This is a genomic window from Alkalibacterium pelagium (assembly GCF_900109325.1).
Lineage (GTDB): Bacteria > Bacillota > Bacilli > Lactobacillales > Carnobacteriaceae_A > Alkalibacterium > Alkalibacterium pelagium.
Genome location: NZ_FNZU01000004.1, coordinates 165250 through 182149, shown reverse-complemented (window position 1 = coordinate 182149; position 16900 = coordinate 165250). Strand labels below are relative to the sequence as shown.

At 45.0% G+C, this 16900-nt stretch carries 17 protein-coding genes; 9 read left to right on the top strand and 8 right to left on the bottom strand.

Annotation, left to right across the window (positions count from 1 at the left end; all coding sequences use genetic code 11):
- Window positions 1–311 precede the first annotated feature (311 nt).
- From BMX79_RS04940 to BMX79_RS04915, 5 genes are all read left to right on the top strand, one after another.
- Window positions 312–662 carry an ArsR/SmtB family transcription factor gene (locus BMX79_RS04940; RefSeq protein ID WP_091479812.1) on the top strand — a complete coding sequence of 117 codons (351 nt, stop codon included), beginning with the start codon at window positions 312–314 and terminating at the stop codon, window positions 660–662.
- On the top strand, window positions 640–1002 hold the full coding sequence (gene arsD / locus BMX79_RS04935; RefSeq protein ID WP_091479810.1) for an arsenite efflux transporter metallochaperone ArsD: 363 nt from the start codon (window positions 640–642) through the stop codon (window positions 1000–1002). The genes BMX79_RS04940 and arsD overlap by 23 nt, the downstream gene beginning before the upstream one ends.
- 10 nt (window positions 1003–1012) lie before the next feature.
- Window positions 1013–2740, top strand: coding sequence for an arsenical pump-driving ATPase (gene arsA / locus BMX79_RS04930; RefSeq protein WP_091479808.1), 1728 nt, complete (start codon window positions 1013–1015; stop codon window positions 2738–2740).
- Between the two features lie 158 nt (window positions 2741–2898).
- Window positions 2899–3966: a hypothetical protein gene (locus BMX79_RS04920; protein WP_218025345.1), complete on the top strand. Its 1068-nt coding sequence runs from the start codon at window positions 2899–2901 to the stop codon at window positions 3964–3966.
- A gap of 30 nt (window positions 3967–3996) precedes the next feature.
- Window positions 3997–4695 (top strand): PspA/IM30 family protein, encoded by a 699-nt coding sequence (locus BMX79_RS04915; RefSeq protein ID WP_091479805.1) that lies wholly within the window; start codon window positions 3997–3999, stop codon window positions 4693–4695.
- A 103-nt stretch (window positions 4696–4798) separates the two neighbouring features.
- Here the strand turns inward: BMX79_RS04915 and cysK are convergent, their stop codons facing one another.
- The 4 genes from cysK to BMX79_RS04895 form a co-directional block, all read right to left on the bottom strand.
- Complete coding sequence (gene cysK / locus BMX79_RS04910) at window positions 4799–5734, bottom strand: cysteine synthase A (RefSeq protein ID WP_091479803.1); 936 nt, start codon at window positions 5732–5734, stop codon at window positions 4799–4801.
- 138 nt (window positions 5735–5872) lie between these two features.
- Entirely contained in the window at window positions 5873–6292 is a 420-nt protein-coding gene (locus BMX79_RS04905; protein ID WP_091479801.1) for an Hsp20/alpha crystallin family protein, read from the bottom strand.
- Window positions 6293–6416: 124 nt separating this feature from the next.
- Window positions 6417–7376: a carbohydrate kinase family protein gene (locus tag BMX79_RS04900; RefSeq protein WP_170230964.1), complete on the bottom strand. Its 960-nt coding sequence runs from the start codon at window positions 7374–7376 to the stop codon at window positions 6417–6419.
- Between the two features lie 86 nt (window positions 7377–7462).
- A complete protein-coding gene (locus BMX79_RS04895; RefSeq protein ID WP_091479796.1) occupies window positions 7463–8461 on the bottom strand; it encodes a ribose-phosphate diphosphokinase in 999 nt (332 codons plus the stop codon).
- A gap of 244 nt (window positions 8462–8705) precedes the next feature.
- On the opposite strand from BMX79_RS04895, the gene BMX79_RS04890 reads away from it, so the two are divergent.
- A complete protein-coding gene (locus BMX79_RS04890; protein ID WP_091479794.1) occupies window positions 8706–9122 on the top strand; it encodes a VOC family protein in 417 nt (138 codons plus the stop codon).
- A gap of 258 nt (window positions 9123–9380) precedes the next feature.
- Here BMX79_RS04890 and BMX79_RS04885 read toward each other — a convergent pair whose 3' ends face one another.
- Window positions 9381–9986, bottom strand: coding sequence for an SOS response-associated peptidase (locus tag BMX79_RS04885; RefSeq protein ID WP_091479791.1), 606 nt, complete (start codon window positions 9984–9986; stop codon window positions 9381–9383).
- Between the two features lie 118 nt (window positions 9987–10104).
- Entirely contained in the window at window positions 10105–10371 is a 267-nt protein-coding gene (locus BMX79_RS04880; RefSeq protein WP_091479789.1) for a hypothetical protein, read from the bottom strand.
- A 238-nt stretch (window positions 10372–10609) separates the two neighbouring features.
- Here BMX79_RS04880 and BMX79_RS04875 point away from each other — a divergent pair, with 238 nt between their 5' ends.
- Both BMX79_RS04875 and BMX79_RS04870 read left to right on the top strand, forming a co-directional pair.
- Window positions 10610–12151 carry an FAD-dependent oxidoreductase gene (locus BMX79_RS04875; RefSeq protein WP_091479786.1) on the top strand — a complete coding sequence of 514 codons (1542 nt, stop codon included), beginning with the start codon at window positions 10610–10612 and terminating at the stop codon, window positions 12149–12151.
- 124 nt (window positions 12152–12275) lie between these two features.
- The gene (locus tag BMX79_RS04870; RefSeq protein ID WP_091479784.1) at window positions 12276–12620 is read left to right on the top strand and encodes a YjgN family protein; all 345 of its coding nucleotides are present in this window, start codon (window positions 12276–12278) and stop codon (window positions 12618–12620) included.
- Window positions 12621–12703: 83 nt separating this feature from the next.
- On the opposite strand, the gene BMX79_RS04865 is transcribed toward BMX79_RS04870, so the two are convergent.
- Both BMX79_RS04865 and BMX79_RS04860 read right to left on the bottom strand, forming a co-directional pair.
- On the bottom strand, window positions 12704–15076 hold the full coding sequence (locus tag BMX79_RS04865) for a phosphoketolase family protein (protein ID WP_091479781.1): 2373 nt from the start codon (window positions 15074–15076) through the stop codon (window positions 12704–12706).
- A gap of 160 nt (window positions 15077–15236) precedes the next feature.
- Complete coding sequence (locus tag BMX79_RS04860) at window positions 15237–15776, bottom strand: AAA family ATPase (protein ID WP_091479779.1); 540 nt, start codon at window positions 15774–15776, stop codon at window positions 15237–15239.
- Between the two features lie 317 nt (window positions 15777–16093).
- Here BMX79_RS04860 and BMX79_RS04855 point away from each other — a divergent pair, with 317 nt between their 5' ends.
- Window positions 16094–16867 (top strand): helix-turn-helix transcriptional regulator, encoded by a 774-nt coding sequence (locus BMX79_RS04855; RefSeq protein ID WP_091479777.1) that lies wholly within the window; start codon window positions 16094–16096, stop codon window positions 16865–16867.
- Window positions 16868–16900: the final 33 nt, after the last annotated feature.

Sequence of the window (16900 nt, the reverse complement as noted above, 5' to 3'; positions counted from 1 at the left end):
TTACCCGGTGGCATGTTTTCCTCGATTTAGTCGAAATCCGAGGTTCAGTCTGCCTAAGATAGTCATCTTCAGCAGAGTCCCCTCATTTGCTCGACTGAGCTTACCGAAATCGAGACTAAGTTCTCAACGTTTTAAGCTGAATCTTGTCTATTAGTATGAGCTTTATGGCTTTATGGCTATAAAATATGTTATACAAGTTTTTGCTTCTTTAAAAAAAGATTAGTTGACATTACATAGACGACTGTCTATATTTATTACATAGACAGCCATCTATGTAATGATGGCAAACTTGATTAAAGGAGGTCATGTATTTGGATTACCAGGAGACTTCAAAAATTCTAAAAGCCATCAGTGATCCTAACCGGATGAAAATCATTGATATCCTATCCTGCGGCAGCCAGTGTGCCTGTGATATTCTGGAGCATTTTGATTTTACACAGCCGTCTTTGTCTCACCACATGAAAGTACTTGAAAAAGCCGGCATTATAACGGTCAGCAAGCAGGGGCAGTGGCATCATTACGAGCTGAAGGAAGCTTTTATCACGTCATTCATGGATACAATGATGTCTCTCTTTTCAGCAAATGAAGACAGCTGTATTTGTACAACTAAAAACTGTTCACACAAAGGAGAAATAACTCATGACAAAACTCGAACTATTTGAACCAGCAATGTGCTGCTCTACAGGCGTCTGCGGACCTTCCGTCGACGAGACATTACTTACAATCACGTCTGTATTCGAAGGACTCTCCCAGGTATCCAGTGTAGAAGCGTCCAGACACAACCTGACAAGCGACCCGGATGCATTCGTCAGCAACCAGAAAGTTCTGACCCTTATGAAAGAAAGCGGGAAAGATAGCCTGCCTATTACATTAGTAAATGGCGAAGTCGTTAAATCAGGCACTTACCCTTCGATTGAAGAACTGACCAATTATACTGGTGTGGTTTTCGTCGAGCAGAGCGAGTCTTCCTCAAGCTGCTGCGGAGGATCTGGATGCTGTTAGGAGGCAAACAATGAATGTATATGACCCAAATGAAATTGATCTGACTCCTTATCTTTTCTTTACCGGCAAAGGGGGCGTCGGTAAGACAACGACAGCCTGTGCCACTGCTGCACACTTGGCTGACCAGGGACATGCTGTTTTACTAGTCAGCACAGACCCGGCCTCTAATTTACAAGATGTATTCCAGACGTCTTTATCCAATAAGCCTGTGGCGATTGAGGGCATCCCCAATTTAAGTGTCGCAAACTTCGACCCCGTCACTGCAGCGGCTGAATATAAAGAAAGTGTCATCGCGCCTTACAGAGGAATTCTTCCTGATTCTGCTTTAGAAAATATGGAAGAACAATTATCCGGTTCCTGTACAGTGGAGATTGCCGCCTTCAACGAATTTGCCCATGTTTTAACAGATAAGACAATCAAGTCCAGCTACGACTACATTCTCTTCGACACGGCGCCTACTGGACATACGCTGCGTATGCTTGAACTACCTTCCGCCTGGAGCCAGTATCTCGATGAAAATACAACTGGCGCTTCCTGTTTAGGCCAGTTATCAGGTCTGGGCGACAAGAAAGACATGTACGCGCACGCTGTAGAAACGTTAAGTAAGAAGGATCTGACGACATTGATCCTGGTCTCACGACCGCAAGCCTCTTCACTTATTGAAGCAGACAGAGCGAGCCAGGAGCTTAGCCAATTAGGCATCATGAATCAGCTGCTTATCTTAAACGGCCTGCTCGAAGGTGCTGACGATGCATTATCTTCAGCGATAATTTCTCAGCAGGAGCGAGATGTGAAACAGATGCCACAACAGCTCCAGTCAATCACACAGTATGCCATTCCTTTAAGACCTTATTCTATTACCGGTATCGACAGATTGCGTGCTTTTCTCACTGATAAACCAGTTGAAGCAATTCAGATGAATCAGTCCGTCACCCCATCTGCTACACTTCAGGACATGGTTGACGATCTGATCCAGTCTAATAAAAATATCATCTTTACTATGGGCAAAGGTGGCGTCGGCAAGACAACGGTTGCGATTCAAATTGCACAGTCCCTTGTTCAGGCTGGTAAACAAGTGCACCTGGCCACTACTGATCCGGCTAATCATATCCATCTCTATCTAAATGATACAGATAAACTGACTATCAGTCATATCGATGAAGAAAAAGAACTCGCTGACTATACAGAAGATGTATTATCGAAAGCACGAAAGACGATGAATAAAGACGATCTCGCTTATATAGAAGAAGATCTCCGTTCCCCCTGTACACAGGAAATTGCTCTATTCCGTGCTTTCGCAGATATTGTAGACCGTGCGGATGAGGAAATTGTCGTTATTGACACTGCACCTACAGGTCATACCCTGCTTCTTTTAGAATCCACACAAAGTTATGCAAAGGAACTTGAACGAAGTGCCGGAGAAGTCCCTATCTCTATTCAGAAACTTCTGCCACGTCTTCAAAACCCTGATGAAACAGAAGTCGTCATGGTGACTCTTCCAGAGACGACGCCTGTCTATGAGTCCATGCGGCTGGACGAAGACCTCACTCGTGCCGGCATTGCGCACTCCTGGTGGCTGATCAATCAGAGCATGTATGCTGCTGATTCCACACATCCAGTCTTGCGTGCCCGTGCTGAAAATGAAGTTCAATGGATCAACAGAGTGGCCGACTTATCTGACGGACGATTTGCCACAGCTGAATTTACTCCTGAATTTGATACCGCACTAACTAAATGACTGAATACAGACAGCCTAGCAAGGATGTCTCTGTTTTTGCTCATTTAAAGCTATATTACCTCCTCAAACTCCCGTCATATCAATGGTTAAAATTGACAACGGTTACGGGGTGTGCTAGATTTTGGATAACATAATGCGCGAAGAAGGGGAGGATACATATGGGAAGAGGAGGCGGCCGTGGCGGCGGCGGAGGTTTCAGTGGCGGTGGTCGAGGCGGCGGTTTCGGCGGTGGTCGAGGCGGTGGCGGACGCAGCAGTGGAGCCGGTAGAGGCGGCGGAAGCTTCGGTGGCGGTGGTCGAGGCGGTGGAGGCTTCGGCGGAGGTTTCGGTGGCGGCGGCTACAATAGGCGACCCGGACATTACGGGCCTCGCATGGGACCGATCTGGATGTTTGGCGGTTTAGGACGGCGCCGGAGATACCCTCGAGGGGGCGGTGGCTGTGGATTTATGGGCTGCGGCAGTATAATATACGTAATGATTTTTCTTTTTATAATGTTCAGCCTATTCTATGCAGTTGATGACGGATCAAGCGGAAACGGTGGATCAGGTAATATCACAACGTCCACTGTTGAGCGAGAGCCTTTGCCCGCAGGTTCCGTTAATGAAACGGATTACTATACCGATAACTTGGACTGGATCGGGAATCATACTCGAATGGTCGACGGGCTTCGCCATTTCTACAATGAGACGGGTGTCCAGCCTCATGTCTACATCACTGGAGATATCGACGGCAATACATCACCTTCAATGGATGAAGTGGAAGCATACGCAAATAACTTATACGATGAATTATTTACAGATGAAGCCCACCTTCTGCTTGTATTTTTTGAACCCCGGTTAAATGACTACACGACCTATTATATCGTTGGTTCTCAGGCTAGAAGTGTGATCGATAGAGAAGCAGGAGACATCCTGCTCGACTATCTGGACAGATATTACGCTGATGGAACCCTGACTGATGAAGAATATTTCAGCAACTCGTTCAGAGATGCAGCTGATCGGATCATGGAAGTCACGACGTCTCCATGGATTCCAGTACTGAGTATTTTCGGACTCGTTGTTCTGATTTACGTGTTATATAAATGGTGGAAGTCACGTCAGGATGCTAAAGAAAAAGAAGCTAAACGGAAAGACGATATGCTTAACAAACCGATCGATACATTCGGTCGTTCAGAAGCAGAAGATTTATCTAAAAAGTACGAAGATGACGATTGGGATAATTATTAACATGCACCATCACTATAGGAGGATGAAGACATGGCAATTTTAGACCGCTTTTCAGATATTATCAGTGCGAACGTTAATGCACTGATCGACCGTATGGAAGATCCGGAAAAAATGATCGACCAGTACTTGCGCAAGATGATGGACGATCTGGCAGAAGTGAAGCAGAATACAGCCAGTGTCATGGCAGAGGAAACACGAGCTAAGCGTCTGGTGGATGAAAATGAAGCCGAAGTAGTTAAGTATGGTAATTTCGCTAAAAAAGCCCTGGAAGCAGGCAACGACGACGATGCCAGAGTATTCCTTTCCAAAAAACAGGAACTGGAAGATGTGGGTACCGGTCTGGCCAATGCTTATGCTAAAGCACACGAAAATGCGTCCAAGATGCGTCAGATGCACGATAAGCTGGCCACAGATATTGAAAAAATGCGTCAGCGTCGGGCTATGATCAAAGCTCAGCTGTCCGTTGCGGATACTCAGGACAAACTGAACAAAGCATCGGAATCTGCAGGAAAATCAAAAGGTGCCATGAGCTCCTTTGAACGGATGGAAGAAAAAGCCAGCCGTCGCCTGGACGAGTCCAATGCGATGGCTGACTTGAACAAGGAACATAAAGACGAAGCACAGACCCTTGAAGAAAAATATGCGTCAGAATCCGGGTCGGCAGCTGTCGAAGATGAACTTGCGAGAATGAAAAAAGAAATGGGTCTGTCTTCTTCAGACGAAGACTAATTTTATACTAAATGAAAAAACAGCCGCTTACCGATTCGGACATACAGTCCTGCCGGTAAGCGGCTGTTTATTTTATTAAGTCAGCAGTGTTGACTGTTTTAACCTACTCGCCCTCTTCTTCAATCGAGAACACTGGCGTAGAAAGATATCGTTCACCCGTATCCGGAGCGACAGTCACAACCGTTTTCCCTTTGCCCAGTTGTTTTGCCACTCGAATAGCCGCCGCAATGTTGGCACCTGACGAAATACCTACCAATAGTCCTTCTTTCCGCGCCACTTCACGTGTCATGTCGATGGCTTCTTCACTCGTCACGGTCACGATGTCATCAATCAGATCACGTTCAAGGATATCCGGAATGAATCCTGCCCCCATCCCTTGAATTTTGTGCTTCCCTTTTTCTCTTCCGCTTAATACAGCGGACTCATGGGGTTCAACAGCAATGATCTGGGTAGATGGGTCATGCAGTTTCATCACTTTCCCTGCTCCAGTAAGCGTTCCGCCAGTTCCGACCCCTACTACAAAGGCATCAGGAGTCTGTCCTTCAAGCGCTTCGATGATTTCAGGACCAGTTGTCTGAATGTGAACAGCAGGGTTTGCCGGATTCTTAAATTGCGAAGGCATGAAATAATTATCCTGTTCAGCCAGTGTCTGCGCCCTGTCCATGGCTCCAGGCATGCCATCATCGCCAGGCGTCAGTTCAAGTTCAGCACCGTAAGCTTTCATCAAGGCACGTCTTTCCACACTTAACGTGTCCGGCATGACAAACACTGCCTTGTACCCTTTAGCCGCAGCGATCATCGCCAGTCCGACACCTGTATTTCCACTGGTCGCTTCAACTATGGTATCGCCTTTTTTCAGAAGACCCTCTTTCTCTGCCTCTTCAATCATATTCAAGGCAATACGATCTTTCACACTTCCTCCTGCATTACGCATCTCGATTTTTACATAAACATCTGCAGAATCATCTGGTAACAGACGGTTCAGTTTCAATAAAGGTGTTTGACCGATTAATTCTGTAATGGATTGGGCTATTTTCACGTTTACACTTCCTCAATTGTTAGTTTGATTACAGTTTAGTATGTATAAGCCTATTATACAAGAAAAGGGTATCAGACAGAAGACAAAGAAATCTCCGACCGCTGAACTCATGATAGGCGGTCGGAGGATGTAATAAGTCTATTCGATTTCAATGCGTTTGGAGTTGGATGGTGTCGGATTCTGCTTAGGCAAAGTAATCGTTAATAGCCCCTTATCAAACTGTGCACCGATGTTGTCTTCGTCGATATCCTGAATGATGAACTGACGACTGAAGGAACGACTGGAACGCTCTCTTCTAATATACTGACGTTCATCATCACGTTCATCTGATTCAGTTTCTTTTTTAGCTGTGATCGACAGAACGTTATCTTTGTAATCCAGTTCAATGTTTTCCTTTGACATGCCCGGAAGTTCCGCTTCAACAACAAAAGCATCATCTTTTTCAATGATATCTGTTTTGAATTGACCGAAGTCTCCGAAGTTCTGCCCTAAAGCGTCATCGAAAAACCGTCTGCCGAAATCCATGAAGTCTCTTCTGGTTGGAAATAAGTCACTCATCTTTAGCCCTCCTTTCCATAGTTCTATATACTTTTCCCTTATCCTCGCTTATAGTGTACTCTTTTTTTGTGAAAAGACAAACGAAATATACCGGATGTCATTATATATTTTTTACAGATTTCATTTAGTCCGTAGCCTCTTTAAGTATCTCTTCTACCTGAATAAAGAGGGCCTCTGGTGACAGCTCCGGATGGATAATCTCCTCAGTCTGGAGGGTCATCACGGATGCAGCCATTCCCATTCTTACAGCCTTCTCTAGAGAACAATCTTTGACCAGACCATATATCAGTCCACTTAAAAAGGCATCACCTGCACCAGTTGTATTGACAGGATCTACCTGTATCCCTTTAAGGCGACGAATACTATTCGAATCATTATATACAGCTCCTCCATCTTCAAGAGGCAGAACGATCTGCTTTGCCCCTTTTTTCATTAACGAATCGACAGCCCTTTTCGCGTCCTCGTTACTGCTTATTTTCTGATCAGCCCAGATCTCAGCTTCGGACTGATTGGGTTTGATGATATCTGCCAGTGTGAATACCTCTACAAGTTTATCAGCTTCTTCTTCAGAAGCTGGATCCAGCAGGATGGTCGCCTCTGGAAGAAGCTCTCTTATACCCGCAAGAACCTCCGGCTCAAGACTGCCGTCCAAAATACAATACTTACTTAAATGGATCGTTTCTCTGATCGACTCGAGGGAATCTCTTGTGATGCTGTCTAAGACATTGGGCGACTTGACACTGAGACTTTCACTCCCATCTGCATGGGTAGCGATTAGAATCGTCGGTGTCGATCTCTCATCTTTGATGACGACATCACTAGTATCTATCCCCCATTTATCCGCCTCCTTCAGAGCTTCCATTCCAAAAGCATCGTTACCCACTGCAGAGATCAGCTTCACAGGTAAATCAAGAGCGCTTAAGTTTCTAGCAATATTCCACCCCACTCCCCCAAGGGTATAACTGGACGTTCCTCTGTTCATTTTGCCCTGATTAAAGGACTCTGCTGTAATACTAATATCAGCTGTTATTGCACCAATTACAAGGATTGGTGCTTCTTCAGATTCGCTTTGTTTTTGAGTCATAGGTATCATCTCCGTTTAAGTCGATAGAGTCAAACATCCACTTTCAATCCTGATCAAAGGGATGGGAAGTGGATGCTGGTCTTTGTCTAATTATTAAGATGTTTTTCAAGTTTGTCTACATAATGCTTATCAAATAGTGGCTTGATTGACTGATGTCTCTGAATGCGTCTGATCGCATCCCCTAGAATCGGGGCGATACTGATGACCTCAATCAGTTCACAGTTATTTTTCTCTCTGATGTCGATCGTATTCGTTACAATCGCTTTTTTGATTCCTGATCGGTCAATTCGATCGATAGCGTTATCAGATAACACAGGATGTGTCACGCAGACATACACGTCTTTTGCACCGGCATCCTTGAGCATCTCGCAGGCTTTTGTGACGGTCTTTGCCGTGTCCATGATATCATCGAATAAAATACAGGTGCATCCTGATACATCTCCTACTACGTGCATTTCTTCATCAATATCTTCATCTGCCAGTCGTTTGTCGATAATCGCCAACCGGGAGTCAAGCAGCTCAGCCATTTCTCTAGCTCGAGAGACTCCGGCATGATCTGGTGAAACAACAACGGTCTCTTCTCCCCCGAAGTCTCTGTCAAGGAAATAGTTCGCCAGCGTTGCAATGGCGGACAGATGATCCATTGGAATATCGAAAAAGCCCTGAATCTGAGGTGCATGCAGGTCCATGGTAATCATCCGTGTGGCTCCGGCAATCGTCAGCATATTCGCCACTACCTTAGCTGTGATTGCTTCACGTGGCCCCGGCTTTCTGTCCTGCCGGGCATACCCGTAATAAGGCATAATTACATTGATCGTTCTGGCGCTGGCCCGTCTCAATGCATCAATCATGATCAGAACTTCCATAATATAGTCATTGCTCGGATCATTTGTGGACTGCAGGATATATACATCAGCCCCCCGCACACTTTCTTCTATGTTGATCCGTATTTCTCCATCTTCGAACCGGGTAATATCCGCTTTGCCCAGCTCCATTCCAATTTCCTCAGCAATTTCTTCAGCCAAGGGACGATTGGAATTCATTGAAAACAGCTTCAAATTAGATTGTCTGATTTCTCTATCCATGACAGCCTCCACTCATTCGATGATCCCATCTTTACCTTAATTTAAGCATACTTATGTAAAAATGCAAGCGTTAGCGAAAGGAAATTATACCATCGTTTTTCTCTGGGTTGCATCCTTAGAATTGATCAGGACCTATTTAGGATAGGAGATTTAAGAGCCCATAATGGGTATGCACCCTCTACTCTATAGGCTGACGAAAAATGTGCTACACTAGGACCAAACACTAAAAGGAGACGATCGATAGATGACATTTTCATTCAATGGTCTGGACCACTTTCAGATTACCGCACCCTTAGGGACAGAAAAAGAGGTCAGACACTTCTTTGTAGAGGTCCTTGGGTGTCCCGAAGTCGAGAAGCCTCAGTCTTTGAGCCATTTTGACAGCCTCTGGTTTGATATGGGCCGGCACATTATCCATGTCGGACTGGATGCAGATCATCGGCCTGAAAAAAGAGGACATCCCGCTTTTGATGTCAAAAATATTCAGGGTCTGATGGATCGGCTTGACGACCATGGCGTCGCTTATGAGGAAGACTCCAACATGCCCGGAGCCCGTCGCTTTTATACGTACAGCTTCTTCGGTCACCGCATGGAGTTTCTGGAATGGACCGACAAACCGGACACTCTGAAAACGCAAGCTGAAAAAGCCGGTGAGCAGTGAGGACATAGCCAGGCAGATAAAAAAGCAGGAATGCTCCTGCTTTTTTCCTTTTAAACTGACAGGTTGTTTCAGTTTAAGACAGTTATTGCTGCTGAACTACATTCTAAATGCTTCGAACTAAAGTTTACGCGTTAAGCTTTAGTCTGTACTCTATCCATCCTCGGATTGGTTCAGTTTATGAGGGAGAAGATAGACTGTACTACATTATACATCAAGTAGAATACAGTTCAGCTGCTCAAGATGCTCTAAACTCAACTGTTACTGGCTGTCTTCAATCACTAACTTTTTATCGATGGGTTTAAGCAGGTCGTGTACCTTTTCGGGATCAGCTTCGAGATCAAGATACAGCTGTTCCTGTTCAGGCTCCAGAATGACCGGCATGCGGTCATGGATCGGTCTCACCTGGTCATTCGCTTCAGTTGTGAGGATCGCAAAGGTCAGTATGCTGTTTCCATCCTCATCCTCGTAGCGTTCACACACGCCTGCCATTGAAAAGACCGACAGATCGCTAACTGCGATGCGCTTCTTGTCTTTTTTCTTCTGACCTTCTACTGACTGCCACTCAAAAAAGTAACTTGCAGGCACGAGGCACCGTTTACTAATAAACGGCTCTTTAAAGGTTTTCTTCTCCAGTATACTTTCTGAACGGGCATTGATCAGCGGCCGTTTTGCAAATCCTGGAGTGAAGCCCCACTTGACTAGATAGAGTTTCTTATTCGGTAGCAGGACAATATTGCTGGTCGTCGGAAAAATCTCTTCCTTTTCCTCAAATGAATAGTCCCCTAATGTGTACGCATCCTGATCGAGGTGGTACCTTTCAATCAATTCTTCTTTTGAGACCGTCAGTCCATATCTTCCGCACATGGAAGTCCCTCCTTTAGACCTTATTCGCTGGCAGTTTGATCTATGTATCTCTTTCTATTCTATCAGAAACAGCTGCTTCGATCGGCCAGGAAGGTTTTCTACTGAAATTATTAGCTGATTAATTATAAATGTAGAATGCCAGAACTATGGCAGAGATAAAAAGAAGAAAATAAACAAAAAATGATGCCTGGGTCAGCTCGTTCATTTCGCTTACATAGTTAATCAAGCTTTTTGTATCAACTGTCTGATTGTTTTCCCCTTCAGACTGCAGGTGTTTAGCCTTAATCTTGGCTCCCCTATGTGTGAAATGGCGCAGTACCAGTGCTCCTACAAATATTAGAAGAACTAGACTTAGCGGTTGAGTCAGTATAGGTGCGACTTCCATAATATTTTTCCTCCTTTCTTTTCAGAATAGATACTTTGATACGCTTATTGTAGCTTATTCTTTAGATGCTGTAACTACTAAAAATAGAAATTGTTAATTATAAGTAATAATATGTGATTGTATCTCCCCCCTCTCCTATGCCTTACAATAGGGTTATCCTTTTCTTTTAAAAATCGAGAGTGCTATACTCTAGGAAACATAAACTCGTACTTAGACTATAAAAAGAGGTGGCTGTATTATGGCAAATGACTATACTGATTCTTCCTTCTCGCAGTTTCCTAATTCCTACTGGCTTAAACATCCCGTTCCTCATTTCCCATCACTTCAGGACGACGTGACAACTGAATTTGCCGTTGTAGGCGGCGGGATTGTCGGAATCATTACCGCCTATCTGCTGGCTAAAGAGGGAAAGGACGTTACCCTTGTCGAAGCAAGAGACCTGCTTACCGGAGTGACCGGTAATACGACGGCCAAACTGACGGCTCAGCACTCTCTTATTTATGACGAACTGATCAGCACGTTCAACGAAGATAAAGCCCGACTCTATTACGACGCTAACATGGATGGCCTGCGTTTTGTCAGACAGACAGCTGAGCAATTAGGAATCGGCTGTGACCTTGACGAGAGAGATGCCATTGTTTTCTCAACAACTGAAAAAGGGAAAAAACAGATCGAGAAAGAATCCCGTGCTTATGCTGAATTGGGGATCGACGGGTTTCTGACACTGGGACAAGTAAGGGAGCTCCCATTCAGCACGACCGCAGCATTGACCATGACTGGCCAGGCTCAGTTTCATCCTGTGAAATTCCTCGCTGGACTTGTGGAAGAAACCATTCGCCTCGGAGGAAAAATATACGAGCAGACTCGCGTAGTCAGTCAGCTGAAAAAGAAAACAGGCCTCCTGACGGAACATGGCTCAGTCATCGACTGCAAGAAAATCGTCGTTGCTACACATTATCCATTCAACGACTTCAACGGGCTGTATTTTTCAAAACTGACGATCAAACGCTCATATGGTCTGTTGGCAGATGTTGGCGGACCGATCCCTGAAGGCATGTACATCAATGCTGAATCACCAAGTCGTTCTCTGCGTTCAGTCGAAAATGATGATGGTGAAACATTACTGCTGATTGGCGGAGAAGGGCATCAGACTGGGAAAAGCAGCGTGCCTAATCAGGAACATTACACCAATCTGGAATCTTACGGAAAAGACCACTTCGACCTTAAGACTGTCCGCAATCACTGGTCGGCGCAAGACATGACGACGCTGGATAAAGTGCCTTATGTCGGACAGATGTCGCTTCTTTCAGGCAATACGTATGTCGCAACCGGCTTCAATAAATGGGGAATGGCAATGGGTGCTACGGCTGCCAAAGTACTGACTGATCAACTCTTGGACCGTCCAAATGCCTACTCCGGTCTCTTGAATCCATTGCGCAGCAAGCTGAAACTGAAAGATGCCGGCCAGTTCGCTAAGAAGAATGTGTCTGTCAGTAAAGACTTTGTCTGGACCAAAGCCAAGCGGCCGCACAAGACCCCTGACCAACTGCGCCCAGATGAAGGCGGCTTTGTCTCAGTTGACGGCAAGAAAGTCGGCGGCTATCGTGACAAAGACGGAACTGTTCATCTAGTCAAAACCACCTGTACGCATATGGGTTGCGGGCTCGACTGGAACGACGGAGAACGATCCTGGGACTGCCCATGTCACGGCTCCCGCTTTTCTTATGAGGGAGAGGTTCTGGAAGGGCCAGCTGTGAAACCACTGAAAAAGATGGAGTAATTAATAATAGAAAGAGCAAAAAGTACTCTAATCAGTACTTTTTTGCTCTTTAACTATTGTGTAGTGCTGAACTTGTTGTATACTGAATCTGTACATATTATTATACATACGAGGTGGATGCTACATGGAAACAAGCACACGTTCTGCACTCGAACAGAGAAATGGACGGCAGTCATTTTTTGATGGCGGGCTGTTTCAGCTGATTGGCTGGTCACTTCTCGGCCTGATCGCTACAGTTTTATCTTTTGGTCTCTTATATCCTTGGAGTTTATGCAGACTCTTTGGATGGCGGATCAACCACACAGTTATAGACGGCCGTCGTCTGCACTTTTCAGGGTCAGCAGCCGGACTATTCGGTAACTGGATCAAGTGGTGGGCACTGACCATCATTACATTCGGCATTTACGGCTTCTGGGTTCGCATTAAATTGGAAGACTGGAAAGCCAAGCACACGCATTTTGTCAGTTAATCCATACATAAAGCCCACGACCTTCAGTCTCCTCTGAAGATCGTGGGCTGTTATTTTTTAAATATAGACGAGTTCTCACATTCCTATTTATCCAAAGGCTCCCATTTCCATTCGGTCACTTCGGGCATATCATCGCCGTATTCTCGAATGTACTGGTAATGCTTGTCCAGCAGCTGGTCCATCTCGTTTTCAAAATCTACAGCCTGGTCACCGTATACTACATGGACAGCGTCTTTCGCCAGATGGAAACGGTCGAGTTCATTGACTACTCGCATATCGAATGGCGTCGTCACGTTCCCATTTTCCCGGTAGCCATGAGTGATCAGCTGTCTGTTTTCTCTATCGAAAAACAAGTCTCTTATTAACCCTTCATACCCATGGAAAGCGAAGAGAACAGGTTTATCCTTAGTAAACAACTTATTAAAGGCGTCGTCACTCAAGCCACGTGAATCCTTTTTCTGGCTGGCCAGTTTTAACAAATCCACCACGTTGATGAATCGGATACTCAAATCGGGATAGGCCTCGTGCAGAATCGATACCGCGGCCAGGGCTTCCAGATTCGGTTCTGTTCCGGCAGCGGCGATGACGATATCCGGGTCGTCTGAGTCATTGACGCTTGCCCAGTCGATCACTTTAAGTCCTTTGTCGACCAGCTCTTCTGCTTCTTCTGCTGAATAGAACTGCGGACGCGGATGCTTACTTGACACAATGAGGTTCACTTTCTGTGTCGAGGTCAGAACTTTATTCATGACAGCCATCAGTGAATTGGCATCAGCCGGGAAGTATGCTCTGATGTATTCACGCTTCTTGTCGGCCAGATGCGTGCTGATGCCAGGATCCTGGTGCGTATAGCCATTATGATCCTGCTGGAAAACTGATGATGACGCAATGATGTTCAGTGACGGATACTTGCGGCGCCACTTCTGTTCATCAGCTTTTCGTATCCATTTAAAATGCTGCGTCAGCATCGAATCGACAATGCGCAGAAAGCCTTCATAACTGACAAAGAACCCATGGCGGCCTGTCAGCACATAGCCTTCCATCCAGCCTTCAGCCTGATGCTCGGACAACTGTGAATCGATCACACGTCCGGTACTTGACTGAGCTTCATCTTCCGGTTCGTCAATATCTTCCATCCACTGGCGATCTGTCGTCTCCAGGACTTCATTCAGCCGATTGGACTTCAGTTCATCGGTACTGATGATCCGGAAATTTTCTGGATTTGCATCAATGATGTCACGGGCAAATCGACCGAACACCATCATATCCTTTTCCTTTTCAGCTCCAGGCGTAGAAATTTCAAGTGCATGTCTGTGCCAGTCAGGAATCTTCAATGGTTTCGGATCGATGCCTCCATTGGTTACTGGATTGGCTCCCATCCGTCTGTTTCCTTTTGGTGCGATAGCTTTCAACTCTTCGATCAATTTGCCCTCTTCGTCAAAGAGCTCATCCGGTCGGTAAGCGGTCATCCAGTCAGTTAACGCTTCGCTGTATTCCATGCTTCCTTGCTCTGCAGGAATCGGTACCTGATGCGAACGAAATGTCCCTTCAACCGGCTCGCCGTCCCATTCTTCAGGTCCCGTCCATCCTTTTGGACTGCGAAGAATAACTACCGGCCAGTGCGGCATCTCAGTATCTTCTGCCGACTTTTGACGCGCGTTTTTTTGAATAGACTGAATCTGTTCGATCGCCTGATCCAATGTGTCAGCCATTTTCGGATGCATGCTGTCTGGTTCATTTCCTTCGACAAATAAAGGGGTCCAGCCGAGACCTTCAAAGTATTTCGTCAGTTCTTCATCCGACTTGCGCGAAAGAATCGTCGGATTTGCAATTTTGTAGTCATTCAAATGCAGGACAGGCAGGACTGCCCCGTCCGTTACGGGATTGATGAAGACATTTGAGAACCAGGAGGTAGCCAATGCACCAGTTTCAGCTTCTCCGTCACCAATAGTAACTGCAGCAATCAGATCAGGGTGATCCAGTACCGCACCTGTCGCATGAGACAGGGCGTAACCCAGCTCCCCACCCTCGTGAATCGACCCTGGTGTCTCCGGAGCCGCATGAGAGCCTATTCCTCCAGGGAAAGAGAACTGCTGAAAGAGTTTTGCCATTCCCTCTTCGTCAGTTGTAATATCTGGATAGACTTCTGAGTAACTTCCATCTAAATAGGCATTTGACACCATGACTTGACCGCCGTGACCTGGTCCTTCAATGAAGAACATGTTCAGATCGTACTTATTGATGACTCTATTCAAGTGGGCATAAACAAAGTTCTGTCCTGGAACAGTCCCCCAATGCCCGATTGGGTTGATTTTGATATCCTCTTTTTTTAAGGGACGCTTGAGCAGAGGATTGTCTTTCAGATAAATCTGTCCGATCGATAGATAATTCGCCGCCCGCCACCAGGCATCCACTTTATTCAGATAATCTTTAGAAGAGTAATTGACTTCACTCATAAAAAAGGCTCCTTTCCTGATTCTATAAGGGTTTACGTTCGGTCTACTTTAGTTTACTGTAGCATAACCTTATTTATCCTACCAAGAATAGCCACTAGGAATAGCACTTGTTAAATTTTAAAGCCTGTAATTTATGAAAGTCCGAGCACTTAATGACACTTTATCCCATATAATTATTACTCTCTTTTTCCTGGATTGTTTTAAAGTAAAGCTCGCATTCGGTTGGATTTTTAAAAACGGTCAGTTCGCAAGTTTCCGGTAAATGAGCCTGAACAGTCTGTAAGAGTTTATCCCGACGTTTGGTTTTAAAGTTCCAGACATACTTGAGAAAAGCAAGATCGATTCTTTCAGGGCAGCCAGGAGCCATATCTTCTCTTACTTTCCCATAAGAAGTAAATAAACGCCTGATCACTCGGTAAACATATAAATGCCTCGGATAATCTAAAATGATCAGGTGAGTACTATGAGCCAGTCTGGACTTCAATGTTCGGTTATAGTTTCCTTCAATCACCCATTCGTCGTTTGATTCTAAGATAGATTCTACTAATTCAGCTAATTCTTCTTTTGATTTTTCAACCCACCCCGGATCAAAGAAGAGCTGATCCATATGAAAAACAGGCAGATGAAATAGATTTCCTACTTGCCTTGCTAAAGTTGACTTACCCGATCCTGATGGTCCTACAATGGTTACGCGTTTCATAACGTCCTCCCTTACTCCACGATAAAAAATGAGACCTAACATATCCCATCATTTGTTATTTTTACATTACCTCAATCTTATCGTCCTTTTATTCGGTAAGTTCACATGGGTCAACAAATAATACTATCCTACTAGTTAAAGGGTCATGACTCCATAGCTGATTACACTCTTCCGGGACTATAATTTGATCTTTAGACTACTGCTACAAACTGTAGCGTCTGATATGACAAGCTTTTTCGTCCCTTCCACATCCTGTAGCTGGATTTATCCCATTGCTAATTATACAATTAAATTAAGCCATTAAAGGAGGCAGATAAATGAAACTAGGAAATAAACTCAAAGAAAAAAGACTTGAAGCAGGACTAACTCAAAAGGAGCTGGCAGATACCCTTCACGTCTCTCGTCAGACTATTTCGAGCTGGGAGGTCGGTCGTACCTTTCCGGATCTGACCATCCTAGTCACATTGAGTGACATATATGATATACCTTTGGATGACCTTGTCAAAGAAGATTCCCGTTTAGTGGATCACATCACGGAAAAAGTTAAGAAGAGTGAGCGTAGAAAATACATTAATATCGTACTTAGTTTTCTGCTGACAGCGGCAACTATTTTCCTAGTCTATCTGGGTCTCCAACAGCATCAGGCAACACAAACAAATGAGTACGGCCTGAGTCCTAGCGATATATATAATTCGACATGGGAAGTTCACTACGATCCTACCCGAGAACTTGACCAGTCTTTCATCTCATTCGATAACAATAGAGCCGGTATACTGAATATATATGACCCTAGACTGACAAATCCCAACATATCAGACGAAGAACGTGCAGACTTCGAAGAAGCATGGGTTGCTAGAGGACTTGAAGATGGACTAAATACTTACAGAAATTTGGAAGTTGATGTTGAGGAAGAGACATACGTCGTCTCTGCACAAGGCTTACGTATCGAGTTCACTCGTTTAAGCAGCACGCTGATAAGAAATGAGGATGGCATTGAATACCACAGAGTATTAGATGAATCGACTATCGATGACTTATATCTTGTCGATGAGCACCTGACTGAAGAACATGACACAAACGACGAATCATAAATAAACATGCACCCTATCAGTCTTTACGCCTGA

Coding starts and splice junctions, on each gene's coding strand:
- arsD (WP_091479810.1), top strand. CDS start 640: ATGACAAAACTCGAACTATTTGAACCAGCAATGTGCTGCTCTACAGGC.
- arsA (WP_091479808.1), top strand. CDS start 1,013: ATGAATGTATATGACCCAAATGAAATTGATCTGACTCCTTATCTTTTC.
- BMX79_RS04920 (WP_218025345.1), top strand. CDS start 2,899: ATGGGAAGAGGAGGCGGCCGTGGCGGCGGCGGAGGTTTCAGTGGCGGT.
- BMX79_RS04915 (WP_091479805.1), top strand. CDS start 3,997: ATGGCAATTTTAGACCGCTTTTCAGATATTATCAGTGCGAACGTTAAT.
- BMX79_RS04905 (WP_091479801.1), bottom strand. CDS start 6,292: ATGAGTGACTTATTTCCAACCAGAAGAGACTTCATGGATTTCGGCAGA.
- BMX79_RS04900 (WP_170230964.1), bottom strand. CDS start 7,376: ATGACTCAAAAACAAAGCGAATCTGAAGAAGCACCAATCCTTGTAATT.
- BMX79_RS04895 (WP_091479796.1), bottom strand. CDS start 8,461: ATGGATAGAGAAATCAGACAATCTAATTTGAAGCTGTTTTCAATGAAT.
- BMX79_RS04890 (WP_091479794.1), top strand. CDS start 8,706: ATGACATTTTCATTCAATGGTCTGGACCACTTTCAGATTACCGCACCC.
- BMX79_RS04885 (WP_091479791.1), bottom strand. CDS start 9,986: ATGTGCGGAAGATATGGACTGACGGTCTCAAAAGAAGAATTGATTGAA.
- BMX79_RS04880 (WP_091479789.1), bottom strand. CDS start 10,371: ATGGAAGTCGCACCTATACTGACTCAACCGCTAAGTCTAGTTCTTCTA.
- BMX79_RS04875 (WP_091479786.1), top strand. CDS start 10,610: ATGGCAAATGACTATACTGATTCTTCCTTCTCGCAGTTTCCTAATTCC.
- BMX79_RS04870 (WP_091479784.1), top strand. CDS start 12,276: ATGGAAACAAGCACACGTTCTGCACTCGAACAGAGAAATGGACGGCAG.
- BMX79_RS04865 (WP_091479781.1), bottom strand. CDS start 15,076: ATGAGTGAAGTCAATTACTCTTCTAAAGATTATCTGAATAAAGTGGAT.
- BMX79_RS04860 (WP_091479779.1), bottom strand. CDS start 15,776: ATGAAACGCGTAACCATTGTAGGACCATCAGGATCGGGTAAGTCAACT.
- BMX79_RS04855 (WP_091479777.1), top strand. CDS start 16,094: ATGAAACTAGGAAATAAACTCAAAGAAAAAAGACTTGAAGCAGGACTA.